Origin of the sequence: Pseudomonas sp. DR48, assembly GCF_019823085.1 — a bacterium.
Taxonomy (GTDB): Bacteria; Pseudomonadota; Gammaproteobacteria; order Pseudomonadales; family Pseudomonadaceae; genus Aquipseudomonas.
This window is the reverse complement of record NZ_CP081946.1, coordinates 2,740,819-2,767,412: the sequence shown is the minus strand read 5'-3', so window position 1 is coordinate 2,767,412 and position 26,594 is coordinate 2,740,819. Positions and strand designations below refer to the sequence as shown.

The following is a 26,594-nucleotide window of genomic DNA, read 5'->3' as shown; positions in this document are numbered from 1 at the left end:
CCAGCCCCCCTTCAATATTCAAGGATCGAATATGACCGTTGCCTTAAAAAAGCAGCTTGATGAAAGCCTGCGCGATGCTCTTTTAGCGTACTACCTGAATTGCATTGCACCCGCCAACGCCACGACAAAAACACTGAAGACCGCCCAGAGTCTCTACGAACACTGGTTACTCGATGTACGGGTCGGCCACGATGTGCCCACCACGCCAGTGGCCTGTGCCATTGCCAGCCTGCAGCAGTACATCAATCGCATCCTGCTGAACATGGAGCCGGGTTATGACTCTGCAACCATCACTCATGAGCTCGCGCAAACGTGGCGCAAGGAGATGCATCAATACGCAAGCTGGGCAGCTCTTCAAAAGCTCCTGTACTTCCCCGCTACTTATCTGGACCCTGGACTGAGAGACAACAAGAGCGACAACTTCCGGCAACTGGAAAACGACCTCAACCAGGACCGACTTCAACCCGATGCCGTTCAGACCGCCGTGCTGGCCTACCTGACCCGCCTCGAAGAAGTCGCGAACCTGAACATCCTCAATGGCTACATTGATGGCGATGACTTCGTCAACAGCAACTATTACTTCATCGCCAAATCCCGCAGTGAAAACACTTTCTACTGGCGTTCGCTGGACATGGCGCGGCGTCCCTCCGACAAGGAACAATCCGATTCACTCGCCTGGTCGGACTGGAAGAAAGCCGATGTACCGATTCCAGTCGATGCAATTGAACACTCGATTCGTCCTGTCTGGTTCAATAATCGGCTGTTTGTCATTTGGGCCGATTGTATTCATCAGGATCCAGCCCCCGGCTCCGCTCAAAACCAGACGACACAACGCCACCCACTGTTCCGGTTAAATCTCAGTTACCTCAAGCACGATGGTAACTGGAGCAGTGCTCGAACCTGGCTGCAGGGTTATAGCAATAACGCAACACTCCAGAACAAGGACCTGAGCTCACTCAAGTCGATGGTAGGCACCGTTGCCGTATATCAGCAGGAAAATACCCATGACCGTCTCTTCATTGCGCTCCACGTCAGTCAACGAGACACCGGGAACAATGGAAACTTTATTTTTCTCAAGACAGCCACCATCGATAAAAACCTCACGCACAGCCAGGGAATAACTATCGATAAGGGAAGCCGCGAGGAAAGCCGGACACATCCGCACTACAGCCTTGCGAATGGGTTACGCGGCTCCCTCGATAAAATCTCATTTCAGCTGAAGGTTACTGAAAAAACCAGGCTCAACGAAAGCAAGACACTGAAGAAAAGCGCTGCAACTGCTGAACTCATGAAGGAAAACATCGAACAACTGGATGAACGCTTTGCCGTATCCATCAACTACGTCCCATCGACAAAGCAGGTCACTTTGCGCATCTCCGATACCGGCAAAGATCAATTAGGTGTCACAGAGGATTATTCAATTCAATACGTGGTACGGAGACCCGAGACCACCGTTTCGCCGGAGGAAAATACCTCTGGCAACGCTGACAAAACGACGCTACCGAAAAGCTACACCTTCCGTTTCCAGCCTCATGAGTTCAGTGAGAATGGCGAGAATCTTTACTATGGATTCTGCATCACAAAAAATGACAACACTAAGCAATACTGTCTCGCGGCTATCAATCTCAGTTTAAGCAGCCACTTTCTCTCTCCCAGCATTGGAGTTACGGACGCCGCGCAATTTCTCGACTTTTCGCAGTCAACGATGTCGAATAGCGAGAACATCCTACCGACAATCCGACTCAACACAGTGTTTGCTGCCGAGTTGATCCGTCGTACTGAAAACAGTCTGGATGAACTGTTCAGCAGGGACACACAACAGCTGCCAGAACCGAAAATAGCCAGCACAGCTTCCGTAGCAACCATGGATTTCCACGGCCCTTACGGTCGATACTTCACGGAACTATTCCTGTATCTGCCCTGGTTGATCGCCCACCGGTTGAACTCTGAACATCAGTACGAGGAGGCTGAACGCTGGATTCGCTTTCTTTTCGATCCGGGCCGCCAGCCACCCCAGTACTGGAACGCTGTGCCTTTGACCGGTCCCGACGTTCCCTCGTATTCCAATCAAGCGCCCCAGGATCCGCACCAGATCGCCCTCAGCCATCCAGTGCATTTTCGCAAGGCGCTGTACTTTCTGTACCTCAACATCCTGATCAACCGGGGTGATGCCGCGTATCGCGAGTTGACGCCCGACAGTCTCAGCGAGGCAAAGCTCTGGTATGTGCGCGCGCTGGACCTGCTGGGGTCGCGCCCGGAAGTCCAACGGGTCGATCAATGGTCGGCCATCAGTCTGCAAGCGTTGAGTAAAACAACCAGTAAAGACCTTCGCACATTCGAGAACACACTGGCCCGTTCAAACCCTTCTTCGTTTCCGATGCGCAAAGGCAGTTCACGAGCGTCCTTGCCGGCAATCGATACCTCGCACTTGCATTTACCGTTCAACCCGGCACTGCTCAAGCGTTGGGATATCACCGAGAACCGTTTGCACAACCTGCGGCATAACCTCGATATCGCCGGCAAACCATTGCATCGACCGTTGTTCACCACACCGCCGGATCCTCACAACCTGCTCGACGCAACAGCACTGAGCGCCTCGGGCGGCATGGCTTCAAGCCTGCCAGGCACGCAAATGCCACACTATCGTTTCACTGCCATGCACAGTCAGGCCCTGAACGCAGTGGAAAGTGTCAGCCAGTTCGGCGCCACGCTGCTGTCGCTCATTGAGCGCAAAGAACAGGGTCAGTTACAGGAGTTGCAGCAACAGCAAGCCTGGAGTCTGGCGAAAATGTCCGTTGACCTGCAAACCCAGGCGCTACGCATTGATCGTCAAAATCGCCAGGCCCTGTTGGCCAGCAAGGCAATCGCGCAGGGGCGGCTCAGCCACTATCAGCGGTTGCTGGAAAAAGACGTCAGCGAAGCAGAAACGCAGGCCAGTCAGTTGTATTTGAGCAGCGGTTCATCCGAGCTCACAGCATCGGCCGCTCAGGTCGTGGCTGGCGGCATGATGATGGTTCCGAACATCTTTGGCTTCAGCAATGGTGGCAGCCGCTGGGAAGGCGCAATGCATGCCACTACGGCACTCGCCCATGGTACCGCCATTGCGACCCGCACGGCGGCCGCCCATCTCGACCGTAGGGCGCAATTCAGTCGGCGGCGGGAAGAGTGGACTCTGACCCGTGATCAGGCACAGCTCGAACTGGTAAAAATCGACGCGCAACTTGCGCATTTCGCCGAACAGGAAAGCGCCACACGCCTGCAATTACGGCAGGCCGAAACAGCACTAAACCACACCAAAGCCAGCTACGACTTCCTCAGCAGGCGCTTTACCAAAACGCAGCTCTACCAATGGCTCAACAGCCAGCTTACCGCCCTGTATTACCAGGCCTACGACGCAACATTGGCACTGTGCATGGCAGCCGAAGCCTGCTGGCAATACGAGCGTGCCGACTTCAGCACGCGTTTTGTTCAACCCGGGGGGTGGAACACAACTTACCGAGGACTTGGAGCAGGTGAACATTTGAAGCTGAGCCTGCTGAAAATGCAGGCCGAATATTGGCAACGTAACGAGCGAGAGCTGGAAATTCGTAAAACGGTATCGCTGCGTCAGATCAAGAGTAAGGACAAGCACTGCTCGATAAACGAAGAGTGGGCAGACATTCATACCAAACTGAAGAGTGGTGCCTGTGATTTCAAGCTGACCCACGCCATGTTCGAAGACGATTACAAAGATCAGAACCATTACCTGCGGCGCATCAAAACCATCAGTGTGTCCTTGCCTGCCCTCCTCGGCCCTTATGAAAACATTCGTGCAACGCTGACCCAGACCTCCAGCAAAGTATTCATGTCGCCAGGCGACAAAGGGCCGGCCCTGGAGAACAAGCGCGCCAGTCAGCAAATCGCGCTTTCAACGGGCGTCGACGACCATGGGCTGTTCACCCTGAACTTCAACGATGAACGCTACTTGCCATTCGAGTACACCGGTGCCATCTCTACATGGCACCTGACCTTCCCGAACCCCGACGCTCAGAAAGCGATGCTGGAATCCTTGACCGACATCATCGTGCATGTCAGCTACACCGCCAGGGTGGGAGATGCGCAATGAGTGAGCAAAGCACATTGCCTGTTAACGCGCCGTCACTGCCCAAGGGTGGCGGGGCAATTCAAAGCATTGGCAAGGGATGGGGCGCAATCGGCCCCCATGGAGAGGCCTCTTATGAGCTTGCCTTGCCGATTTCACCGGGGCGAGGTTTTGCTCCCTCCTTGTCGCTCATCTATGGAAGTTCCGTCGGAAACGGCGTCTTCGGTATCGGTTGGGGGATGTCATTACCTGTCATTGCGCGACGTACCGGCAAGGGCGTCCCGGCCTATACCGAGGATGACGAAATTGTCGGCCCCAACGGCATTGTCTGGTTGCCGCTGCGCGACTCAAAAGGCTCTCGCATTTCCATCAGCATCAAGCATTACAACGATCTGGAACTGGACACGACCTACACCGTGGCAACCCACTTTCCACGCCTGGAAAGCAACTTCGACCGCATTGAACATTGGTCCTCGGAGAGCGACAAACCAGGTTTCTGGCTGGTGCACGGTGCCGATGGCAGCCTCCACGTATTTGGAAAGAATTCTGCATCGCGTCGTGCCGACCCGGAGGATTCGAATCATGTCGGCGAATGGCTGCTGGAGGAAAGCCTGAACGCCCATGGCGAACACATCCTTTACCAGTACAAGGCAGAAGATGACACCAAGTCTCAACGCTATTTGAGCCGTGTGAGTTATGGCAATTTCGAGGCCGATGCGCAGCTTTACGTGTGGAACACCCCCCGGCTGAATCCTGTGCAATGGCATTTCGAACTGGTGTTCGACTACGGTGAACGAAGTACCTCGTACGTACAGAAACCGCTCTATGAAGGTCAGGAATGGCAAGTCCGTAGCGACGCATTTTCCAGCTTAGCCTATGGCTTTGAAATTCGTACCGAACGTCTGTGCCGTCAGATACTGATGTTTCATCGTTTCCCCGATGAATTGGGTTCCGGCCCCGTTCTGGTCCGACGCCTGTTGCTCGATTACCGCCAGACGTTGCTGGGTTATCACCAATTGAGTGCGGCCCATGAGCAAGCATTTGGCAGCGCCGGCACCGTCGATAACCGCCCTCCCGTTGAGTTCAGCTACAGCGGGTTCGAGGTGGTGACTGATGACCGTACCTGGCAGCCCATTCAAGGAATGCCCGGTCTCAACGATGGCCAAGGTTATCAATTGGTGGACTTGTACGGTGAAGGCTTGCCGGGCGTGCTGTATCGTAAAGACAAAGGCTGGCATTACCGTGAACCCATGCGAGCCAAAGCCAAAAGCGATGAAGTGACCTACGACCAGTGGCGAGCATTACCCGACGTTCCCGTTGCTGACACTAAAAAAGCGTTGCATATGGCACTGAGCGATCTTACGGGTGATGGTCGTCTGGACTGGGTGATCGCTCAGCCGGGATTCAGTGGCTATTTTTCTCTTGGCCCCGACCGGGGCTGGTCGCGCTTTGCAACGTTCAGTGCATTCCCCGCGGAGTTTTTCAAGCCACAGGGGCAGTTGGCCGATCTGATGGGCGAAGGCCTCAGCGACCTGACATTGATAGGCCCGCGAAGCGTTCGCCTTTACGCCAACAGACGAGAAGAAGGTTTTTCGGCCGCCCGAGAGGTCCATCGTAAAGAGGATGAAGACGCCCTTCCTCTGCTCACCGCGTCATCCAGCGAGCTGGTCGCTTTCAGCGATGTCCTGGGCACGGGTCAACAGCACCTGGTGCGCATTCGTCACAACGAAGTGAAGTGCTGGCCCAACCTGGGTCGCGGGCGTTTTGGTAAAGGCATCGTGCTGGGTTCGCCGGGGCTTGCGTATGAATCGTTCGATGCCGCGCATGTACGTCTTGCGGATCTGGACGGGTCCGGTGCGGCCGATCTGATCTATCTGCAAGCGAATCAGGCACTGATTTTCATGAATCGCAGCGGCAACGGGTTCGCCCCCTCCGTACCACTGCCCTGGCCACACGATGTGCGCTATGACGCGCTATGCCAGGTCAGCATCGCCGACCTGCAAGGGCTAGGCTGTTCCAGCCTGATACTGAGCGTCACGCACACGACAGCGCAGCATTGGCGATATGAGTTCGTCAGTGAGAAACCGTATTTGCTCACGGGCACAAATAACAACATGGGCGCCGCCGGAAGCATCCGCTACCGAAGTTCGGCGCAGGAATGGCTGGATGAGAAAGCGCAGAGGATCAAATCCGGCAAACCGCCTGCTTGCCACCTGCCATTGGCCATGCATCTGGTCTTGAAACAAACGCAGCATGACGAAATTACCGGCAACCGACTGACCCAGAGCTTTTCCTATCGCCAAGGCTATTACGACGGTATCGAACGAGAATTTCGCGGCTTCGGCCTGTTGTTGCAAATCGACAGTGAAACCCATTCTGGCGATGCCGACTCGCAAGGTTTTACGACACCCTGCCTGAAAAAGAGCTGGTTCCATACCGGGCAACAAGTGGACTCGCCCCGTACCGGTTATCACAATGCCGACAAAGCCGCAGTGCCATTGGGTAAGGCACTGCTTTGCCAACACTCATCCGGGATCGAGGGTGACACACTCATCACTTCTCCCGATCCGGCAACAACTCTGGAAATGGCCCGGGCCCTGAGCGGCCACTTGCTGCGCAGCGAGATCTTCGGCGTCGATAAACACCTGAAGACCAGAACGCTCTACTCGGTTCAGGAAAACCGCTATCAGGTACGTTTGCTCCAGGCCCCTGAGCACAACCGGCGCTATGCCCGGATGTTGCCGCTGCTGCTGGAGACCATCGCTTACGAGTACGAAGGCATCGCCGATGATCCGCAATGCCGGCACACCTTCAATCTGCAGCACGACAGGTTTGGTGCGCTGACCCACAGCGTGAACGTCCATTACGCCCGACGCAAAACCGACAGTGAGCCCCCGCCCTTCAGCGATGTCGACCAGCAACAATGGTGGCGAGATGCTCATGATCCGGCACAGCAGTTCTACTACATGAATGAAGTCCGCGCCGAGTTCATCCATCTGCAGAATCCTCAGGGATGGCGATTGGGCTTGCCTTACCGACAACGTACCAATGCGTTGAAACGGCCGAAGGCACCTGAAACAGGTGGGCTGAATATCAGGGACATGACCCACGAAAGGCTTATCGAGTGGGTCAAAGAACCGAGCTGGACAACCCATAGCACTCTGACGGGCTTGTCTGTGCACCGCTACAAGAACACCTTGACCGGAGAAGTGCTCGAGGGTGGCGACGCTCACTTCGAAGCCTTGGCCGACCATCTCGAAACCGCCGAGCTGGACGAAACAGCGTTGAAAGCGTTTGACCTGTTACCCCAAGCGTCTCGGCCCAAAGGAAAACTGCTTGAACAAAGCGGCTATCACCGCATGGTCGATTTTCTTCCAGTGACCACACCTGCCAGAAAGCTCTGGTCAGTCAAAAGTGGGTTCGCGACCTATGCCTCGTTGAAAGCTTTTTACAAAACCCGGACCGTGCAGCCGAGCAAAAGCCACGGCCTGACCGAAATAAGCTACGACAAGCATCACTGCTGCATCACCGAACTCAAACTTCCCGATGGCTGTATCACCGAGGCTACTCACGACTATCACGTGTTTGCCCCCCTGCGCATCACCGACCCGAATGGCAACATTCAAGAAGGTCTGTACGACAATTTTGGCCAGATGCGGGTCAGCAGTTTCTACGGAAACGAACGCAACAGTGTTACTGGTTTCAAACCGGTCAACGAATACAAACGCCCGACGTTTTCTAGCCCGGGCGATGCCATCGAAGACGGTAAAAAAGCGCTGCAGAACGCCGCAAGCGCCACTTTTAACGCACCGTTCAGCTGGATGGGGCGCCTCTCACAAGAGGCCCTGAAGGACGCTGACTGGCTGGCCCGTTGCGTCGCCAAAGGTGACGTGTTGGCCGGGGGATATATTTGCTCTCAAGCCCGAAAGCGGCTGGCTGACCTTGAATCGCTTTCAGCTGACGAGAGGAAACTGAAAGCCGAAATTGATGCGTCCATCCGTGAGCCGGTACACGTTGCTGTCCTCGTCGCCGATCGTTACCCCGACGATGACCAGCAACAAATCCACCTCTGCGTGACCTGCTTCGATGGTTTCGGCCGTACATTACAAAGCAAGCAACAGGTCGAGCCGGGGACAGCCTACGTCGTCAGCACACACGGCGAGTTGGACCTCAAGGATGGAAAACCACAGGAGCAGATCGCTGCAAAGCGCTGGAAAATCAGCGAGCGGGTGGAATACAACAACAAAGGATTGGCGATCCGCACCTACCGTCCTTACTTTGCCGATCAGCATCGCTACATCAACGATGGATCCTTTCGAGCGTTCGGTCACTGCGACCTGCAGTTTTACGATGCATTGGGTCGACCGACTCGCACACGCCTCGCCAAACAAAGTGACTTCTCCTACATGCGGCGGCAAACCCGTCACCCTTGGTACACCGTTGATGAGGACGAGAACGATACCTTGGAAGAGGTCATGGCCGAGCAGTCTTCGACCTCCGGCGGTGAGGCATGAACGCACGCCTTCACCGCAAGACCCCCACGATCAATGCCATCGACAGCCGTGGCCTGGCGGTGCGGCAAATCGCCTACTGGCGCCGCAACGCCGATGACAGCCCTCAGGCGCGAATCACCCGTCAACAGCATGACGTGGCCGGGCGTCAGATTGCACAATGGGACCCACGCCTGTTTGCCAGCGTACCTGATGCCAATAATCGGACTGTCTACAGCCTGTCCGGCAGAACGCTGTTGGTCGATAGCGCAGACGCCGGATGGCGTATGAGTTTGCCCGCAGATGCCGGCCAGATATTGCGCAACTGGGATCAGCGTGGCAGCGGCTGGCAAATCACTTTCGACGACCAGCTGAGACCGACCATTATCCAGGAGCAAGCGGCAGATGAAACATTACGGGTGATCGAACGACTCAGCTATGGCGACAGCTCATCTGCCTCTGCCCGGCATAATCAATGCGGCGCACTGACTCGTCACGATGACACCGCTGGCTCCCTGCACATCAACGAATACGCACTTTGCGGCAAGCCCGTTAGCCAGACGCGACGCTTACTCACCGATCCCCGACAACCGGTCTGGCCTGCAGGCGAAAAGGATCGCAATGCTCTGCTTGAAACGGGGGATGGCCACGAAACGACTTGGCGATACAACGCCCTGGGAGAAGCGATCCAGCAGATTGATGCCGGTCAGCACCAACAGCGCTTCTCGTTTGATGTAACGGGTCAGCTCAAGACCATCAGCCTGCTGATCAAGGACGCCCCGACAGAACAAGTGATCTTGAAGGATCTTCTCTACAACGCCTTTGGCCAAATCGAATCCCAGACCGCTGGGAACGGTGTTGTCAGCCGCGCCGTGTTCGATCCAGCCAGCGGTCGCCTGAGCTCACTCGGCGCAACGGTGTCTGGCAGCACCCTGCTGGATTTGCACTACGCCTATGACGCCGTGGGCAACGTGACGCGGATCGAGGACAGGGCCCAACCGGTGCAGTTCGGCAGCAACCAGCGGGTCGAAGCCGTCAGCAATTTTATCTACGACAGCCTCTACCAACTGTCCAGCGCAACGGGTCGGGAGTCGACGGGGCAACACGTTCAACCGCATCTTTCCCTCTCTGGCAGGACACCGATTGACACCCGGCGACTGTTCAATTTTATCGAGCACTATGCATACGACAACGGCGGCAACCTGACCGAACTGCGCCATGTTCGCGACGGCAACAACTACACCCGAACATTCAGTGTCGCCACTGCCAGCAATCGTCTGCGATCCTGGAACAAGGGCAATTCGGTTCCTCACTCAAATGCAGACTTCGATGCCAACGGCAACCAGCAAGCGTTGAATCCGGGTCAATCGCTGCAATGGCATGCTCGTAATCAACTGGCCAGCGTCCTGCTGGTCCCGCGTGAAGAAGGGAATGACGACATCGAACGCTACAGCTACGACAGCAGCGGTCAACGGGTACGCAAGATACAAACAACCTTCGCAGCGTCAGCGACACATACCCGGGAAGTCCGCTATCTGCCCGGCCTCGAAATCCGCACCCACAACAACGAACACCTTGAAGTGATCACCCTGAAAGCCGGTCGTTGCAGCATTCGCTACCTGCACTGGACCACAGGTCGGCCGACCGGCATCGCGGCAAACCAAATGCGCTACAGCCTCGACGATCATCTGGGTTCGAGCTCGCTGGAACTCGACGACCAAGCCTGGCTGATCAGTCAGGATAGTTACTTGCCCTACGGGGGAACGGCCTGGTCAGCATCCCGCTCGCAGGTGGAAGCGGGTTATCGAACCATTCGCTACTCGGGCAAGGAGCGCGATGCCAGTGGCCTCTATTACTACGGAGCACGATATTACGCGCCTTGGTTGCAACGCTGGATCAGCCCAGACCCGGCTGGAGCGGTTGACGGACTGAATCTATATTGCATGGTCGGGAACAACCCCGTGCGCTACATCGATCATCACGGCAATCAAAAAGACGAAGCCACCATCAAAGATGAATTAGGTGCCTATTCCAGCATTTTGGCCGAAGTCAACAACAGGGTCGGAACGCTGAACCATCAGATCTACAACAGCATGCGAAAAAGAGACATCGTAAAAAGGCTGTTTCAGAGCTACGCCTATAACGCAGCGAGGCATCTGATGGCGTGGGGAGCCGGCCTGTTAGCGGCACCGACCGGTCCGGCGGGCATGGTCGGGGCAACAGTCACCACGTCATTGGCGACCGACGCACTTGCCAGCAAATTCAATGCAACACGGCATCTGCCTGTCGCGCTGTATCCCCAGACCAACCAACTGAAGCCTGGGGAAATAGAACATAAAGGGCGGACGGCTTTCTATAATTTGAACGCCAAGTGGCAGCACGCAAAAGCGCAGGACATCAATCCACGGAGCGCGACGGGCCAGAAAAACCTATCGGTGATGGCAACCGGCTTCGTTCTGACCAAGGTGCTTGAGGTCAAAGGCGCGTGGATTCCAAACTTTGAATCGTCGACCCAAGCGACCAAAGCCCTCGAAGGTCTGTCGGGACAGAAAATCGAGCGTTTGAACAATGCCCTGATCGAACTCGACAACTATCTGGAACACGACGCTTTCGCCATCAACGCCGCTTTTGATGAATTGGGAGTGGATGAGTTTTATGCCGCAGGTGTGAAAGGCGCACTCGGTAAAGCCACAGATCGAGTGGGTGTGGAAAGCTCCAGCCTCATAAGCCGCGATTCCATACACCGTGAGGTGAACACCGCACGTGCAACGATACAAAGAGGAAGGGAATTGTTGTTCAAGCTTAATGAACACAACAAATCACAAGGCAAATTTTTTGTCTGACGCTGCCCTGCGAGGCCTGCCGAGAAATCGTCGGGCCTCGTTTTAACCTCGCTCAATCAACACTGATTGCATTGGTAAACACCAACCGGTTCCCGAACGGGTCGGCAATGGTCATGTCCTGGCTGCCCCACGGCATGGCCTGAATCTGTGGATGCGCGATTGTGTATTCCTTGGCCAACAATTGCTGCTGAAACGCCTCGAGCTCATCGGTCTCGATCCGCAAGGCCGAACCCGGCGTGCTGTCGCCATGGTGCTCGGACAAGTGCAGCACGCATTCGCCACGGGAGACTTGCAGGTACAGCGGAAAATTGGCTTCAAAACGATGCTGCCAGTCGACCGTGAACCCCAGGAAGTCGACGTAGAACTCCAATGCCTTGGTTTCATCGAAAATCCGCAGGATCGGGGTGGTTTTGCCGAAGCTCATTGGGTTGCTCCTTGACTGGATAGACCCCGATTGTAGTCGGGGTGGATCTCAGCGCTTCGGCTTGGACATGGCTTTCTTTAATCGCAATGTGCCATCACTGTGACCCAATGCTCGGATTCGTTACTGGAACCCGTCGCGCAAATCCCCTTCCCGCGCCAGAAACCGCCCTTCCCTTCTACCGTTTGCCTGCCCCTCGCGGTAACTCAGCACGCCGTTGATCCACACGCCATCAATCCCTTCCGCCGCCCGTTGCGGATCATTGAAGTCAGCCACATCACGAATGGTCACCGGGTCAAACAACACCAGGTCGGCCCAATGCCCTTCACGGATTTCACCCCGCTCCTTCAAGCCAAATCGCGCCGCCGACAACCCGGTCATTTTGTGCACGGCGGTGTGCAGCGGAAACAGCCCGACATCGCGGCTGAAATGTCCGAGCACGCGTGGGAATGCGCCCCATAAGCGTGGATGCGGAAACGGGTCTTCCGGCAATCCGTCAGACCCGACCATCGACAGCGGATGCGCGAGGATTCTTCGTACATCGGCCTCGTCCATGCCGTAATACACCGCACCGGCCGGTTGCAGCCGGCGAGCGGCTTCGAGCAACGGCACACCCCACTCGGCGGCGATGTCCATCAAGTCGCGGCCACCCAGTTCCGGGTGCGGCGTGGACCAGGTGATGGTGATGCGATGGGCGTCGGTGACTTGCTTGAGGTCCAGGGTCGAAGAGCTCGCCGCGTAGGGGTAGCAATCGCAGCCCACCGGGTGGGTTTTCGCGGCGTGTTCAAGGGACGCCAACAGTTGCGGGCTGCGCCCCCAGTTACCGGCACCGGCGCATTTGAGGTGGGATATGATCACCGGGGATTTGGCATGACGGCCAATCTGGAAGGCCTCGTCCATGGCTTCCAGCACCGGCTCGAATTCGCTGCGCAAATGGGTGGTGTAGACCGCACCGAACGCGCTCAGCTCTTCGGTCAATTGCATCACTTCATCCGTGGACGCCGAAAAGGCGTTGGCATAGGCCAGGCCGGTGGACAAGCCCAGCGCGCCGGCCTCGAGGCTCTCGCGCAGTTGCTCGCGCATCGCTGCGATTTCATCCGGCGTGGCGGTGCGCATCAGGTCGTCAAGATGATTGCTGCGAAGCGCCGTGTGCCCGACCAGTGCGGCGACGTTCAGCGTGGTGTGCGCCGCCTCGACTGCCGCGCGATAGTCGCTGAACTTCGGATAAACAAAAGCCGCCGAGGTGCCCAGCAGGTTCATCGGGTCCGGCGGATCACCGCGCAAACTCACCGGCGAGGCACTGATCCCGCAGTTGCCGACGATCACCGTCGTCACGCCCTGGCTGAGCTTGGGCAGCATCTGTGGCTGGCGGATCACCACGGTGTCGTCGTGGGTGTGCACATCAATGAAACCCGGCGCCAGCACCCGTCCGGCGGCGTCGATTTCTTCGGTGGCAGTGGCCTCGTGCAAGTCGCCGATGCGCTCGATGCGGCCGTTCAGAATCGCCACGTCGGCGGGATATCCGGGGGCGTTGCTGCCGTCGATGATCAGGGCGTTGCGAATGAGCGTGTCGTACATCATGTCAGTCTCCCAGCGGCAAGTGATCGTCGCCGCCGCGGTAATCGTCCAGGGCGAGTTTGATCCGCCGCAGACGTTCTTGATTGTCTTCAGGATTGGCCAGCGCCAGCTCGGTGGCTAGCACGTCGATGGCCAGCAGCATGCCGTAGCGCGCCGCCGTGGGTTTGTAGATAAACGAGGTTTCGACGCCTTGCAGCGGCAGCAGCACATCGGCCAGTTGTGCCAGTGGCGAATCGGCGCGGGTGATGGCGATAATGCGCGCGCCATAGTTGCGGGCCAGCTCGACGGCTTCAATGAGTTCGGGGGTGATGCCGGTCAGCGAGCAGGCAATCACCGCGCGTTCGGCATCGAGGCTGGCGGAGGTGACGCGCATCATCACCGGGTCGTGGCACACCGCAATCGGGTAGCCAAATCGCACCAGGCGCACTTGCAGTTCGTCGCTGCACAAGGTCGAGCAACCGCCCATGCCGAACGCATGAATCATCCGCGCCTTGCCCAACAGTTTCACCGCATCGGCGAAGCGCGATTCGTCGAATGCCGACAAATGCTGGCGCAGCGTCGATTCGATATCGCCGACGATCTGCCCATAGAACGCCGACTGCTCGGGCTTGCCAGCCGGGTCGAGAAAGCGACTGCCAACACCGCTGGCCTGAGCCAGTTGCAGGCGTAAGTCGCGCAGGTCGCGGCAGCCCACCGTGCGGGCAAAACGCGACAGCGTGGCAGTGCTGACTTCGGCTCTCAGCGCCAGCTCATCGAGGCTGGCGGCGGAGGCAAATCCCACGTCGTCGAGCATCAGCCGGGCGATGCGTCCTTCGCCGGCACTGAAGGAATCCTGACGGGCGCGGATCTGGTATAGGATGTCCATGGCGAGCGGCTCCGACTAAATCAGGTAAGAAAGACCCACGGTCAGCGCGAACGCCACCAGCGAAATGATGGTTTCGAGCACGGTCCAGGTCTTGAAGGTCTGGGCAACGGTCATGTTGAAGTATTCCTTGATCAACCAGAAACCGCCGTCGTTGACGTGGGAAAAGATAACCGACCCCGCGCCCGTCGCCAGCACCAACAGCTCCGGGTGCGGATAACCCAGACCAATGGCCACCGGCGCAACAATCCCCGAGGCCGTGGTCATGGCCACCGTGGCCGAACCGGTGGCGATGCGCATCAGCGCGGCGAACAGCCAGCCCATGATCAGCGGCGACAGGTGAAATTCATGGGCCAGGCTGACGATCTGGTCGGTGACCCCGGCGTCCACCAGAATCCGGTTCAAGCCGCCGCCAGCGCCGACCAGCAAGGTGATGCTGGCGGTGGGCGCCAGGCATTCGTTGGTGAACTTGAGGATCGACTCGCGGTTGAAGCCCTGGGCAACGCCCAGGGTCCAGAAGCTCAGCAAGGTCGCCAGCAACAGGGCGATCACCGAATTGCCGATGAACAGCAGGAACTGGTTGAACCCGCTGCCCGGCGTGGAGATCAGGTTGGCCCAGCCGCCGATCAGCATCAGCACCACCGGCAACAAAATGGTCGCCATGGTGATGCCGAAGCCCGGCAGGCGGTCACGCGGTTCGCGGTCGAGGAACTGGCGCTCCAGCGGGTTTTCCGCCGGCAGTTGAATGCGCGGCACGATGAACTTGGCGTACAGCGGCCCGGCGATGATCGCGGTGGGAATGCCGATCAAAATCGCATACATCAACGTCTGCCCGACCGACGCTCCGTACACCTGCACCGCCAGCATCGCCGCCGGGTGCGGCGGCACCAGTGCATGCACCACCGACAGCCCGGCGACCATCGGCAAACCGACCATCAGAATCGACACACCAACGCGCCGCGCCACGGTGAACGCAATCGGCACCAGCAGCACAAAACCTACCTCGAAGAACAACGGCAGGCCGACCAGAAAGGCGATGCAGACCATCGCCCAGTGCGCGTTCTTCTCGCCGAAACGGTCGATCAGGGTGCGCGCCACCTGCTCGGCGCCGCCGGACTCGGCCATCATCTTGCCGAGCATGGTTCCCAGCGCCACCACCAGCGCGATGTGCCCCAGGGTTTTGCCGACACCCGCCTCATAGGCGCCGACCACGCCGGACGCCGGCATGCCGGCGAGCAAGGCCAGGCCGATGGACACCAGGGTAATCACAATGAACGGATTGAGTCGGTAACGGGCGATCAGAACGATCAGCGCAATGATGGCGATGGCGGCGTACACCAGCAGCCAATAGCCGAAGGACAGGGTCATGCGGTACTCCTCGAAAGGGTCACGTCGAAAGATTGTGAAAGTCATAAAACATTTCGAGAGGCGATTTTCAAACGAGGTGAAACTAATTTTCGTGCAAGGGTAAGGGTTGTCGCTTAGAAATATGCGCGGTCGGTCGATATGAAAATCGGATAGGAGAATTTACATGCCGATCGTTCCCAGGCTCTGCGTGGGAACGCAGCCAGGGACGCTCTGCGTCCCAAAGCGGACGCGGAGCGTCCAGTGAGGCATTCCCACGCAGAGCGTGGGAACGATCATCAAATTCAGTCGTGATTCACCCGGGCGCGCTTGAGCAGTTTCTTGCAGCGCTCGGACAAGTGCAGCACGCGCAGGTGCTTGCCGGCCTTGTCGTAGCGTTCACGCAGCGTCTTCAGCGCGGCGATGGCCGAGTAGTCGACAAAGCTCAGGTGCCGGCAATCGATCGTCACCACGGGCGGGTCGTTGGCAGGATCGAATTGATTGAGAAATGGCGTGGTCGAGGCGAAGAACAGCGTGCCATGCAGGTGATAAAGCTTGCTGCCGTCGGCTTCCAGATGACTGTCGGCATAGAGCTCGCGAGCCTGCTGCCAGGCAAAGTTGAGCGCAGCAATGATGATCCCGCAGAGCACGGCGGTGGCCAGGTCGGTGAACACGGTAATGACCGTGACCGCGATGATGACCAACACATCGTTCAGCGGCACCTTGTTCAGCACCCGCAACGACGCCCAGGCAAAGGTCTGTTGCGACACCACGAACATCACGCCGACCAGCGCAGCCAAGGGAATGCGCTCGATCAGCGGCGAGAGAAACAGAATGAACAACAGAATCAGCACCCCGGCCACCACCCCGGACAATCGTCCGCGTCCGCCGGAGCTGAGGTTGATCACTGTCTGGCCGATCATCGCGCAACCGCCCATGCCGCCGAATACGCCGGAGACCATGTTTGCCGCGCCCAGCGCCACGCATTCGCGATCCGGAAAGCCACGGCTCTCGGTGATCTCGTCGGTGAGGTTCAGGGTCAACAGGGTTTCCAGCAGGCCGACCAGCGCCATCAAAATCGCGTAGGGCGCGATGATCCGCAGGGTGTCCAGGCTCCATGGAATGTCAGGCAGCGCAAACGTCGGCAAGCCGCCAGCGATGTGCGCCATGTCGCCGAGGGTGCGCGTCGGCAAGTCGAGCACAAACACCGCCAGCCCCACGCCCAGAATCGCCACCAGCGCCGGTGGCACCGCACGCGTCAGGCGCGGCAGCAGGTAAACGATCGCCATCGTCAGCACCACCAGCCCGGTCATCAGGTAGAGCGGCGCGCCACTGAGCCAGACGTCACCACTCTTGAAGTGCTCAAGCTGAGCCAGCGCAATGATGATTGCCAGGCCGTTGACGAAGCCGAGCATCACCGGATGCGGCACCATCCGCACCAGTTTGCCAAGCTTGAGCAGCCCGAACGCCAGCATGATCAAACCGCCGAGCAATACCGTGGCCAGCAAATACTGCACCCCGTGCTGCACCACCAAGGCAACAATCACCACAGCCATCGACCCGGCCGCACCGGAGACCATGCCCGGACGTCCGCCGAAAAGCGCGGTCAGGGTGCAAATGATGAACGCGCCATAAAGCCCCATCAACGGGTTGAGGTGGGCCACCAGCGCGAAGGCGATGCATTCGGGAAGCAGGGCAAAAGAAGTGGTGAGTCCGGCCAGGACATCGGCGCGCAGACTTTTTGATTTCATGGCTAACCCAACGATACGGGCCACAAGACGTGGCCGAAAAAGAGGTAGCGGATGTTACGGAATCGAAGACGAACCGGCCAGTTGTCCGGACGCCTGAAATGCAATCGCGAGCAGGCTCGCTCCCACATTTGTCCTGCGTCGTTCCCATTTTTGCGGATCGACACAAGTCCCCTGTGGGAGCGAGCCTGCTCGCGATAAACGATGACGCGGTCTACAGCGAACTCACACCATCTCGTCACGAATCCAATCAACCACCGACGTCCGCTTCGGCGCCCAACCCAGCAATTCACGGGCATGTTTGCCACGTACCCGGCTGTTGGAGCCCAGACCATAGTTGGCCATTTCATAACCCCACTCGGCTTCGGCGTCCTTGAGCGGCCAGTCTTGTGGCGCGTCCAGTTTCAAGGCCTGCGCCATGGCGGTGGTCATGTCGATGAACGACGCCTCACCGCTTTCGACGAAGTAGAACGTGCCCGGTACGTTCTTGGTCAGCGCCAGCAGGTAAACGCACACCACATCTTCAATGTGCACGTTGGACCAGATGTTCTGGCCAGTGCCGACATGCCGCACCACGCCACTTTTGCGCGCCTGTTTCAGCAGGCGTGGCAGTTGCACGCTGTCGCGATTGACGCCCAGGCTGTGGCCGTAGATCAGGGTGTTGCAGATCACCGCCGAGTTCACGCCATCTTTCGCAGCAGCGAGAATCAAGTTGTCGATGGCCACACGAGCAGCCTTGTCGACAGTCGGTTCCGGCAGGTTGTCCTCAACGTAGATGACGTCACTGGATTTGCCGCCCGACGCATCGCCGACGATGCTCGAACCGCTGGTGTGCAGGAACACTTTGTTAGAGCCGCGCAACGCATTGAGCAAGGCCTCGACTGCGCCACGATGGTCGCTGCTCGCGGCATTGATGACGGCGTCGGCAGCCTGGGCCTGTTTGGCCAACAGCGCGCTGTCGTCAAGCGTGCCGATCACCGGCGTGATGCCCAGTGCGCTCAGTTCATTGGCTTGTGCTTCGCTGCGAACCAGGCCAGTGACCTTGTGGCCAGCCCGGACCAGGCCGGTGGCGATGGAGCCACCGATGAAACCAGCAGCGCCGGTAACGAATACGTTCATGGAGAAACTCCCTGCGTTAATAAGTGATGCAACGAGTATCAGGGACTGATCGCAGGCGAAAAATCCCTGTTGACCCAATTCACTCTTGCGCAGGAATCACGAATCAGCCCTTGAAGTCCGAATTCGCGTAGACCGCCAACTTGCCCTGGATGAAGTCCAGGAAACACTGAATCCGCAAGGCCAGTTGCGAGTTTCGGTAGTACACCGCGTTGATCGGTTGGCGGTAGCCGCTGTTGAATTCGGCCAGCAGCACTTTCAAGCGCCCGGCACGAATGTCCTCGATGGTCATGAAATGCGAGAGGCTGGCAATGCCCTGGCCTTCCAGCGCCAGTTGCCGGATCGTCTCACCGCTGGATGCGCCGATCGCCGCCTGGATCGGCCAGCGATCACCGTGCACATAGCGCAACGGCCACTGGTTGAGGCCTTCGTTGTGGGTAAAGCCCAACAATGAGTGCCCGCTCAACTCCTCGACAGTCTTGGGCGTGCCGTGTTGCTCAAGGTAAGCGGGGCTGGCAACGATGTGCAGCGGGCTGCAACCCAGGGAGCGGGCGTGCAAGGTCGAGTCGGCCAGCGTGCCGATGCGGATGGCGATGTCGGTGCTTTGCTCGAGCAAGTCGATGATCAAGTCGTTGCTGTTGAGTTCAAGCTGGATGTCGGGGTAAAGCCGGCGAAACTCATCGATGTACGGCACGATGGCATGCAGCATGAACGGTGATGCCGCGTTGATCCGCAGGCGCCCGGACGGGGTTTGCTGACGGGAGTTGAGGCGTTCTTCAAGTTCGTCCATCTGATCGAGAATCAACTTGGCGTGCTCGAAGAAATACTTGCCCTCCTCCGTCAGGTCCATGCGCCGCGTGGTGCGGTTGATCAACGTGGTATCGAGCTTGGCCTCCAGCCGCGACAGCGTGCGACTCACCGCCGAAGGCGTTTGCCCGACCTGTTCGGCCGCAGCGGAAATCGACCCGCACTCAATCACGCAGACGAAAATCTGCAATTCATCGGATCTGGCTTTCACGGATGCCCCTCATTCAAAAACTGGCTTGATAGTAGCTGGATGCGGGGCAAAAGGAACCTTACGCCGGCAGGCCGAACACCTCGGTCAAATGCTGCTCATAGCGTGCGACATCGGCTTCGATGTTCGGGCGTTTCATGACGTCGACACACAGGAACGTCGGCAAACCGGTCATGCCGAGGAACTCGTTGGCCTTGTGGAACGGGAAATACACCGCGTCCACGCCCTTGGCTTCGAAGAAGTCGGTCGGGTCGTCGAAGGCTTGCTGCGGCGCGTTCCAGGTCAGCGACAACATGTATTGCTTGCCGTGCACCAGACCACCGCTGCCGTATTTTTGCGAGGCGTCGGAACGGGTGCGGCCGTCACTGGCATAGAGGCTGCCGTGACCTTCGGTGAAGACTTCGTCGATGTACTTCTTGACGGTCCACGGCGCGCCCATCCACCAGCCAGGCATCTGATAAATGATCACGTCGGCCCAAAGGAATTTGGCGACTTCTTCGGCGACGTCGTAACCCTCGTCGATGAACGTGGTTTTCACGTCCAGACCGCCGCGATCCAGCACGCTCAGCGCGGTGTCGTGCAGGGTGGTGTTATAGCGGCCATCGGAGTGGGCAAATTTTTTGCCGCCATTGAGCAACAGGACTTTTTTCATGAAAGGTCTCATAAGGGTCAGAAATTGGATGGCGGCAGGTTAGCGATCTGCTTCGCGCGGAGTAAGCGGCAAATGGGCAAAATTCATTTGACCTACACGCACGAATAGACCGGTAATTGTTGCCGTAGACTTGCGGCCGATTCTGACTTCAAGAGTTTTTTTGATGAGTGATTTGCAAGGCTTCATCCTGCACGCCAAGACCCGCCCGGAAAAATCCGACGCCTTCGAAGCTTTTTTCAGCGGTTATGTAGAGGCGAGTCGCGCCGAGCCCGGCTGCATCGAATACCACATGCTGCGCGATAAACAGGACCCGACGCTGTTTATCTTCTTCGAGATCTGGCAATCCCAGGCCCACCTCGACATGCACTCGAACCTGCCGCACATGGCGCAGTTCCGGGAGATGCGCATGGAGTACCTGGAACGGGATTTCGATATCCGCGCCATCGACATGCTCAGCCCTTCGTCCGCTACCCGTTGATCAGCAAGTGGCTGCCGAGCACCCCGAGGCCCACGAAGAACACGCGCTTGAACAACACGGCACTGATCCGCTGACGCAGCCATTGGCCCAGTAACATGCCGAGGATCGCGGGGATCAGCGCCAGCAATGACGCGCTCAATTCGCCGCTCCCCAACGCGCCGCGCCAAAACAACCCGGCGGCCAGTGCGAGCGTCGAGACGGTGAACGACAGTCCCAGCGCCTGCACCAGTTCATCCCGGGTCAAACCAAGGGCTTGCAGATAAGGCACTGCCGGAATCACGAAGACGCCGGTGGCCGAGGTGATGATGCCGGTCAGCAAGCCGCACAGCGGGCCAAGCCAGCGCTCGCCTGGGCCATCGATGCGCAAGGTCGGCAGGAACAATCCGCTCAACGCATAGAGCAACAACGCAGCGCCCAAACCCCGCACCACCCAATGACCACCCGCCATGCCAATCCACAGCGTACCGACGCCAGTGCCGATGAAGATCGCCAGCAGCATCGGCCACAGCCGTTGGACCAGCCCACGCAAGTGCCCGCCGAATGCCAACTGCCAGACATTGGTGAGAGTCGCTGGAATGATCAACAGTGCAGCAGCCTGTGACGGCGCCATAGCCAGGCCGAGTAACCCCATGGCGATGGTGGGCAGGCCGAGCCCGATTACGCCCTTGATCATGCCGGCCAGCAAGAAGGTGGCGATGACCAATAACGAAAGGGCCAGGCCGAGGTTTTGATAGAACGCGGCAAGAGTATTCATGGGGCTATGGTGAGCCTCGATTGGCCGCTTGAAAATCTGCCATATACTGAGGCTGCCTCTTGCTTTGACAGAGGCTGAAACTTTCGCTGCGGTCGCGGACGCCATCGCGGGCAAGCCCGCTCCCACAGTTGGCCGATGTGAATATGAACTCTCTATTCACTGAAGATCCCTGTGGGAGCGGGCTTGCCCGCGAAAGCGTCCGCCCAGACAACAAACCTTCCGAGGCTGTGACAATGCACTTCGACCTCACCGACCTGCGCCTCTACCTGCATATCCTCGACACGGGCAACATCACCGCCGGAGCCGCCCGCAGTCATCTGTCTCTGGCAGCGGCCAGCGCGCGAATCCGCGCCATGGAGTCTTCGCTCGGTATCGAATTTCTGCAACGCGGTCGTCGCGGCGTCGCGCCCACACCGGCTGGCAAGGCGTTGGCCAAACACGCCCGGACCTTGCTGCAACAGGCCGAACGCATGCAACAGGATCTCGCGGAATACGCCAAAGGCGTCAAAGGCCAGGTACGGTTGCTGTGCAACACCACGGCGATCACCGAATACCTGCCAGAGTTGCTCGCCGACTTTCTGCGCGAGCACCCCAACCTCGACATCGACCTTCAAGAGTTGCCCAGCGCCCGCATCACCCACGCGTTGCGTCAGGGCGCGGCCGACTTGGGTATCGTGTCCGACGCCGTCGACACCAGTGACCTGCAGACCCGCGCCTTTCGCGATGACCCGCTGGTCCTGATCCTACCGCCCGACCATCCGCTGGCCGACAGCGAATCCTTGAGTTTCAGCGACACCCTGCACCACGATTTCGTAGGCCTGAACGCCAACAGCGCCCTGGCCGTGTACCTCGAAGAACAGGCGTTGCACATCGGTTCGCGCCTGAAGATCCGCGTGCGCGCCGACGGTTTCGACGGGGTGATGCGCATGGTCACTCGCGGTGCCGGGCTGGCGATCGTGCCCCTCGCGGCCGTCGAGCGCTGGCCGGGGGATCCACCCTTCAAGAGCCTCGCGCTGCAAGATTCATGGGCTCAGCGCAAACTCCTGATCGGCGCCCGGGACTTTGCCGTGTTGCCCGGCTACGCGAAGGCGCTGCTCGAGGCGTTGACCCTTTAGTTTCGAATTCGCGCGTTTCTGGATACTTCGATGTCGACCCCAGACAACTGGCCGGGGGATGGGCGCTATAGGGTGCGACTTCAGTTCTCTAGTCCACTGTCCCGGAGTCCACATGACCGCACCGATTACCGTCCTTCGCGATACCCACCCACTGCCGGTGCTCGACGCCTGCAAATGGGAAAAACTCGAAGGCGACCCGCACACCGTCAACCTCAATGCCTACACCAGCGAAGACGGCAGCAAGATCATGGGCACCTGGATCTGCACGCCGGGCAAGTGGTACGTGGAATACGTGAAGTGGGAATACTGCGATTTCCGCGAAGGCTATTGCATCATCACCCCGGAAGGGAAAGAGCCGATCCACCTGCGTGCCGGTGATATTTTTGTCATCGAGCCGGGTATGAAAGGCACCTGGGAAGTGGTTGAAACCGTACGCAAGTATTTCGTGTTTGCCTGATGCAAAAAACCGGGGGACCACCCGACGTGGTCTCCCGGCAAATAGCGTTACACGAGCTTGTGGCGAGCCCCCTCGCCACAATCCCGGAATGTCCCCTTATTGGGGTTTGCGATAGCTGTTGATGATCGCCGAGAAGTCTTTTCCACCCTCTCCACGCTGGCTCATCGCCTGATACAACTGCTGGGCCAACGCGCCGAGCATCACCGGTTGGTGCGCCTGACGTGCCGCTTCCGTGGCCAACCCCAAATCCTTGAGCATCAGTTCCGCACCGAAACCGCCGGTATAACCGCGCGACGCCGGCGCCGTTTCGACGATGCCCGGCCATGGGTTGTACATCTCCGAACTCCAGCAACGCCCGGTGGAACTGTTGATGATCCCGGCCAGCACCGTGGTGTCGATCCCCAGAGCATCGCCCAGGGCCATGGCTTCACTGACGCCGACCATGGAAATCCCCAGCAGCAGGTTGTTGCAGATCTTGGCGATTTGCCCGGTGCCGACTTCGCCGCAATGAACAATGTTTCGGCCCATTTGCGCCAGCACCGGTTGCAGGGTGGCGAACAGTTCAGGCGTGGCGCCGACCATGAAGGTCAGCGTGCCCGCCGCCGCTCCGCCCGTCCCGCCAGACACCGGCGCATCGGCCATGGCCACGCCCTGCTTGGCCGCAGCTGCTGCGACATCGCGCGCGGTTTGCGGGTCGATGGTGCTGCAATCCACGGCGGGTACACCCTTGCCGATACCAGCGAGCACGCCATCTTCACCCAGCCATACGCTGCGCACATGTACAGCGGCAGGCAGCATGGTGATCACCATTTCTGCGTCTTGGGCCGCTTCACGCGCCGAAGCGCTGATGCTGCCGCCCAATTGCTCCAGCTCAGCCAGAACGGTCTTGTTCAGATCGACCAGCCGCAGCGAGTGGCCAGCCTTGATCAGGTTGCGCGCCATCGGCGCGCCCATGTTGCCGAGACCGATAAAAGCGATTTTCATGTCCGGCTCCTTAACGCAAGTTGATGGTGGTGTTCACACCGTCGTTGACGCTGCTGTCATCGAACCAGCGACTGGTGACGGTCTTGGTCTGAGTGTAGAACTGCACCACTTGCTTGCCATACGGGCCGAGGTCGCCGAGTTTGGAACCGCGCGAACCGGTGAAGCTGAAGAACGGGACCGGCACAGGAATCGGGATGTTGATGCCGACCTGGCCAACGTCGATTTCGCTCTGGAACTTGCGCGCTGCCGCACCGCTTTGGGTGAACAGGCCCGTGCCGTTGCCGAACGGGTTGGCGTTGACCAGGGCAATGGCCTCATCGAGGGTCGCGACTTCCAGGACCACCAGCACCGGGCCGAAGATTTCCTGGGTGTAGATCTGCATGTCGGTGGTCACGCCGGAAAACAGGGTCGGGCCGATAAAGTTGCCCTGCTCGAAGCCTGGAACCGTGATGTCGCGACCGTCCAGCTCAAGCTTGGCGCCTTCCTTGATGCCACTCTCGATCAGATCAAGAATTCGCTGCTTGGCTTTTTTCGAGATCACCGGGCCGACGTCAGTGCCGGGCTCGCTGCCGGCATTCACCGTCAGTTTCTGCGCCAGCGCTTTCAAGTCTGGCAACCATTGTTTCGCCGCGCCCACCAACACCACTACGGAGGTGGCCATGCAACGTTGACCGGCCGCGCCGAAACCGGCGCCAACCAAAGCATTGAGCGCTTGTTCACGATTGGCGTCCGGCAGCACAACGGCGTGGTTCTTCGCGCCCATCATCGATTGCACGCGCTTGCCGTGTTTGCCCGCCAGGTCGTAGACGTGAGTGCCGACCGCGGTCGAACCAACGAACGACACAGCCTTGATGTCCTTGTGGGTGCAGAGTGCGTCCACTACGTCTTTACCGCCGTGAACAACGTTGAGCACGCCAGCCGGAACGCCGGCCTCGATCGCCAGCTCCACCAGCAGCATGGTCGACATCGGGTCCTGTTCGGACGGCTTGAGCACGAAGGTGTTGCCGCAAGCGATGGCCATCGGGAACATCCACAGCGGAATCATCGCGGGGAAGTTGAACGGGGTAATACCGGCGCACACGCCGATTGGCTGACGCAGGGTGTAGGTATCGACGCCGCCAGCGACGTTCTCGGCGAACTCGCCCATTTGCAGGGTGCCGATGGAGCACGCGTGCTCGACCACTTCCAGGCCACGGAAGATATCGCCTTCAGCGTCGGCGATGGTTTTGCCTTGCTCGTTGCTGAGCACCACGGCGATGCGTTTGGAGTGTTCACGAATCAACGCCTGGAGCTTGAGCATGATGCGCATCCGCGCGCCGATTGGCGTCAGCTTCCAGGTCTGGAAGGCGCGATGGGCGGCGCTGATCGCGGCGTCAACTTCTTGCGCGGTGGCAAACGGAACCTTGGCCAGCACTTGCTGGGTCGCCGGGTTGACGATGTCGTGCCACTCGGTGGTCTGCGACTCGACCCACTCGCCGTTGATCAACAACTTGACCTTCTGCACAGTGGTTTCATTTGGCGTGAGTGTTGCGTTCATATTGGGTCTCCGGGAAATTGTTCTTATGTAGAGAGCTGTCTGGGGAGCCAAGGCGAAAGGTCGCCTTGCAATGAAGCGGTTGCCGCGAATTGATTATCCGGCTGTTCCTGGAGTATAGATGTGCAAACTTCTGATAAGAACGCACATAAAAGCCGGTCCATCATGCAAAAAAACATCACGTCTTTAGGCTCGTTGAACTGGGATGACCTCAAGTTTTTCCTTGAAGTCTCCCGTACCCGCAAGGCTAGCACCGCGGCCAAGCGACTGGCGGTGGACTACACCACGGTCTCGCGGCGCATCAGTTCACTGGAAGCCGCATTGGGCACTTTGCTGTTCGAGAAATCCCGGACCAGCGGCTTTGTCCTGACCGCCGAAGGTCAGCGACTGCTCGGTTATGCCGAATCGATTGAAAGCACCCTGCACATGGCCTGCGAACAGGTTTCAGGTTCAGGCGTGGCGTTGTCCGGGCATGTGCGCATGGGCTGCACCGAAGGCTTCGGCAGCTTTTTCATCACCCCGCAGCTGAGCCATTTCGTCGATGCCTACCCGGCGATCTCGGTCGATATCCTGCCGCTACCGCACTTCATCAGCCTGTCCAAGCGTGAGGCGGATATCGTCATCGCCCTGGAACGTCCGGAGCACGGCCCTTACGTTTGTTGCAAGCTCTGCGACTACAAACTGCAGCTCTACGCGACTCAGGATTATCTGGACAAGCACCCACCGATTCGCCGCCCCGCAGACTTGGGCAAGCATCAATTCATCAGCTATGTGGACGACCTGGCCTTCAGCTCGGAGCTGCTGTACCTGGCGAACGTCTTGCCTGGCGCCAGCGCCAATCTGCGCAGCACCAGCGTGATCGCCCAATTCGTCGCGGCACAACAAGGGCGCTCACTGGCAATTCTGCCGTGCTTCCTGGCGGCTCAAGACCCGCGCTTGCTGCCGGTGCTGCCGGAGGAGATCCACATTACCCGGCAGTTCTGGATGTACTGCCGGGAGGATCTTAGGAAGCTCAAGCGGATCACGTTGTTGTGGGATTACATCCGGGAAGTAACCGAGCTGAATGGCCCGTTGTTGCTGGGCGAAACGCGGGATTTCCGGTTTGCAGATTGAGAGTCTGGA

General features: G+C 58.5%; 18 protein-coding genes. 7 read left to right on the top strand and 11 right to left on the bottom strand.

Annotated elements, in window-relative coordinates:
* Positions 1-31: 31 nt before the first annotated feature.
* Genes K5K95_RS12460 through K5K95_RS12450 form a run of 3 tightly spaced genes read left to right on the top strand, consistent with a single transcriptional unit; the run spans position 32 to position 11,414 of the window.
* Positions 32-4,105 carry a neuraminidase-like domain-containing protein gene (locus K5K95_RS12460; RefSeq protein WP_222589678.1) on the top strand — a complete coding sequence of 1,358 codons (4,074 nt, stop codon included), beginning with the start codon at positions 32-34 and terminating at the stop codon, positions 4,103-4,105.
* Positions 4,102-8,595 carry a SpvB/TcaC N-terminal domain-containing protein gene (locus tag K5K95_RS12455; RefSeq protein WP_222589677.1) on the top strand — a complete coding sequence of 1,498 codons (4,494 nt, stop codon included), beginning with the start codon at positions 4,102-4,104 and terminating at the stop codon, positions 8,593-8,595. The genes K5K95_RS12460 and K5K95_RS12455 overlap by 4 nt, the downstream gene beginning before the upstream one ends.
* 59 nt (positions 8,596-8,654) lie before the next feature.
* The gene (locus K5K95_RS12450; protein ID WP_261398146.1) at positions 8,655-11,414 is read left to right on the top strand and encodes an RHS repeat-associated core domain-containing protein; all 2,760 of its coding nucleotides are present in this window, start codon (positions 8,655-8,657) and stop codon (positions 11,412-11,414) included.
* Positions 11,415-11,466: 52 nt separating this feature from the next.
* Here the strand turns inward: K5K95_RS12450 and K5K95_RS12445 are convergent, their stop codons facing one another.
* The 8 genes from K5K95_RS12445 to K5K95_RS12410 all read right to left on the bottom strand — a co-directional run bounded on the left by K5K95_RS12445 (position 11,467) and on the right by K5K95_RS12410 (position 20,150).
* Positions 11,467-11,838 carry a glyoxalase superfamily protein gene (locus K5K95_RS12445; protein ID WP_222589675.1) on the bottom strand — a complete coding sequence of 124 codons (372 nt, stop codon included), beginning with the start codon at positions 11,836-11,838 and terminating at the stop codon, positions 11,467-11,469.
* 120 nt (positions 11,839-11,958) lie between these two features.
* Entirely contained in the window at positions 11,959-13,416 is a 1,458-nt protein-coding gene (locus K5K95_RS12440) for an N-acyl-D-amino-acid deacylase family protein (protein WP_222589674.1), read from the bottom strand.
* Position 13,417: 1 nt separating this feature from the next.
* Entirely contained in the window at positions 13,418-14,278 is an 861-nt protein-coding gene (locus K5K95_RS12435; RefSeq protein ID WP_222589673.1) for a MurR/RpiR family transcriptional regulator, read from the bottom strand.
* A gap of 15 nt (positions 14,279-14,293) precedes the next feature.
* On the bottom strand, positions 14,294-15,643 hold the full coding sequence (locus tag K5K95_RS12430) for a gluconate:H+ symporter (protein ID WP_222589672.1): 1,350 nt from the start codon (positions 15,641-15,643) through the stop codon (positions 14,294-14,296).
* 281 nt (positions 15,644-15,924) lie between these two features.
* The gene (locus tag K5K95_RS12425) at positions 15,925-17,370 is read right to left on the bottom strand and encodes a SulP family inorganic anion transporter (RefSeq protein ID WP_222589671.1); all 1,446 of its coding nucleotides are present in this window, start codon (positions 17,368-17,370) and stop codon (positions 15,925-15,927) included.
* 222 nt (positions 17,371-17,592) lie between these two features.
* Positions 17,593-18,486: an NAD-dependent epimerase/dehydratase family protein gene (locus K5K95_RS12420; protein ID WP_222589670.1), complete on the bottom strand. Its 894-nt coding sequence runs from the start codon at positions 18,484-18,486 to the stop codon at positions 17,593-17,595.
* Positions 18,487-18,589: 103 nt separating this feature from the next.
* On the bottom strand, positions 18,590-19,501 hold the full coding sequence (locus K5K95_RS12415; RefSeq protein ID WP_222589669.1) for a LysR family transcriptional regulator: 912 nt from the start codon (positions 19,499-19,501) through the stop codon (positions 18,590-18,592).
* A 58-nt stretch (positions 19,502-19,559) separates the two neighbouring features.
* Entirely contained in the window at positions 19,560-20,150 is a 591-nt protein-coding gene (locus tag K5K95_RS12410) for an NAD(P)H-dependent oxidoreductase (RefSeq protein WP_090175823.1), read from the bottom strand.
* Between the two features lie 163 nt (positions 20,151-20,313).
* Here K5K95_RS12410 and K5K95_RS12405 point away from each other — a divergent pair, with 163 nt between their 5' ends.
* A complete protein-coding gene (locus tag K5K95_RS12405) occupies positions 20,314-20,628 on the top strand; it encodes a putative quinol monooxygenase (RefSeq protein ID WP_222589668.1) in 315 nt (104 codons plus the stop codon).
* On the opposite strand, the gene K5K95_RS12400 is transcribed toward K5K95_RS12405, so the two are convergent.
* Positions 20,618-21,382, bottom strand: a complete 765-nt coding sequence (locus tag K5K95_RS12400) for a sulfite exporter TauE/SafE family protein (RefSeq protein ID WP_222589667.1) — start codon at positions 21,380-21,382, stop codon at positions 20,618-20,620. The two genes, K5K95_RS12405 and K5K95_RS12400, sit on opposite strands and share 11 nt — an antisense overlap.
* A gap of 233 nt (positions 21,383-21,615) precedes the next feature.
* Between K5K95_RS12400 and K5K95_RS12395 the strand changes: the two genes are divergently transcribed.
* Together K5K95_RS12395 and K5K95_RS12390 are read left to right on the top strand one after the other, a co-directional pair.
* Entirely contained in the window at positions 21,616-22,497 is an 882-nt protein-coding gene (locus K5K95_RS12395; RefSeq protein WP_222589666.1) for a LysR substrate-binding domain-containing protein, read from the top strand.
* A 112-nt stretch (positions 22,498-22,609) separates the two neighbouring features.
* Complete coding sequence (locus tag K5K95_RS12390; protein ID WP_007946320.1) at positions 22,610-22,954, top strand: cupin domain-containing protein; 345 nt, start codon at positions 22,610-22,612, stop codon at positions 22,952-22,954.
* Positions 22,955-23,050: 96 nt separating this feature from the next.
* On the opposite strand, the gene mmsB is transcribed toward K5K95_RS12390, so the two are convergent.
* The gene (mmsB, locus tag K5K95_RS12385; protein WP_222589665.1) at positions 23,051-23,938 is read right to left on the bottom strand and encodes a 3-hydroxyisobutyrate dehydrogenase; all 888 of its coding nucleotides are present in this window, start codon (positions 23,936-23,938) and stop codon (positions 23,051-23,053) included.
* A 10-nt stretch (positions 23,939-23,948) separates the two neighbouring features.
* A complete protein-coding gene (locus K5K95_RS12380) occupies positions 23,949-25,475 on the bottom strand; it encodes a CoA-acylating methylmalonate-semialdehyde dehydrogenase (RefSeq protein WP_222589664.1) in 1,527 nt (508 codons plus the stop codon).
* A 162-nt stretch (positions 25,476-25,637) separates the two neighbouring features.
* Here K5K95_RS12380 and K5K95_RS12375 point away from each other — a divergent pair, with 162 nt between their 5' ends.
* A complete protein-coding gene (locus K5K95_RS12375; protein ID WP_222590332.1) occupies positions 25,638-26,585 on the top strand; it encodes a LysR family transcriptional regulator in 948 nt (315 codons plus the stop codon).
* Positions 26,586-26,594: the final 9 nt, after the last annotated feature.

Bases quoted from the DNA above. Each gene is read 5' to 3' on its own strand.
- K5K95_RS12460 (WP_222589678.1), top strand. From the start codon at position 32: ATGACCGTTGCCTTAAAAAAGCAGCTTGATGAAAGCCTGCGCGATGCT.
- K5K95_RS12455 (WP_222589677.1), top strand. From the start codon at position 4,102: ATGAGTGAGCAAAGCACATTGCCTGTTAACGCGCCGTCACTGCCCAAG.
- K5K95_RS12445 (WP_222589675.1), bottom strand. From the start codon at position 11,838: ATGAGCTTCGGCAAAACCACCCCGATCCTGCGGATTTTCGATGAAACC.
- K5K95_RS12440 (WP_222589674.1), bottom strand. From the start codon at position 13,416: ATGATGTACGACACGCTCATTCGCAACGCCCTGATCATCGACGGCAGC.
- K5K95_RS12435 (WP_222589673.1), bottom strand. From the start codon at position 14,278: ATGGACATCCTATACCAGATCCGCGCCCGTCAGGATTCCTTCAGTGCC.
- K5K95_RS12430 (WP_222589672.1), bottom strand. From the start codon at position 15,643: ATGACCCTGTCCTTCGGCTATTGGCTGCTGGTGTACGCCGCCATCGCC.
- K5K95_RS12425 (WP_222589671.1), bottom strand. From the start codon at position 17,370: ATGAAATCAAAAAGTCTGCGCGCCGATGTCCTGGCCGGACTCACCACT.
- K5K95_RS12420 (WP_222589670.1), bottom strand. From the start codon at position 18,486: ATGAACGTATTCGTTACCGGCGCTGCTGGTTTCATCGGTGGCTCCATC.
- K5K95_RS12410 (WP_090175823.1), bottom strand. From the start codon at position 20,150: ATGAAAAAAGTCCTGTTGCTCAATGGCGGCAAAAAATTTGCCCACTCC.
- K5K95_RS12405 (WP_222589668.1), top strand. From the start codon at position 20,314: ATGAGTGATTTGCAAGGCTTCATCCTGCACGCCAAGACCCGCCCGGAA.
- K5K95_RS12400 (WP_222589667.1), bottom strand. From the start codon at position 21,382: ATGAATACTCTTGCCGCGTTCTATCAAAACCTCGGCCTGGCCCTTTCG.
- K5K95_RS12395 (WP_222589666.1), top strand. From the start codon at position 21,616: ATGCACTTCGACCTCACCGACCTGCGCCTCTACCTGCATATCCTCGAC.
- K5K95_RS12390 (WP_007946320.1), top strand. From the start codon at position 22,610: ATGACCGCACCGATTACCGTCCTTCGCGATACCCACCCACTGCCGGTG.
- mmsB (WP_222589665.1), bottom strand. From the start codon at position 23,938: ATGAAAATCGCTTTTATCGGTCTCGGCAACATGGGCGCGCCGATGGCG.
- K5K95_RS12380 (WP_222589664.1), bottom strand. From the start codon at position 25,475: ATGAACGCAACACTCACGCCAAATGAAACCACTGTGCAGAAGGTCAAG.
- K5K95_RS12375 (WP_222590332.1), top strand. From the start codon at position 25,638: ATGCAAAAAAACATCACGTCTTTAGGCTCGTTGAACTGGGATGACCTC.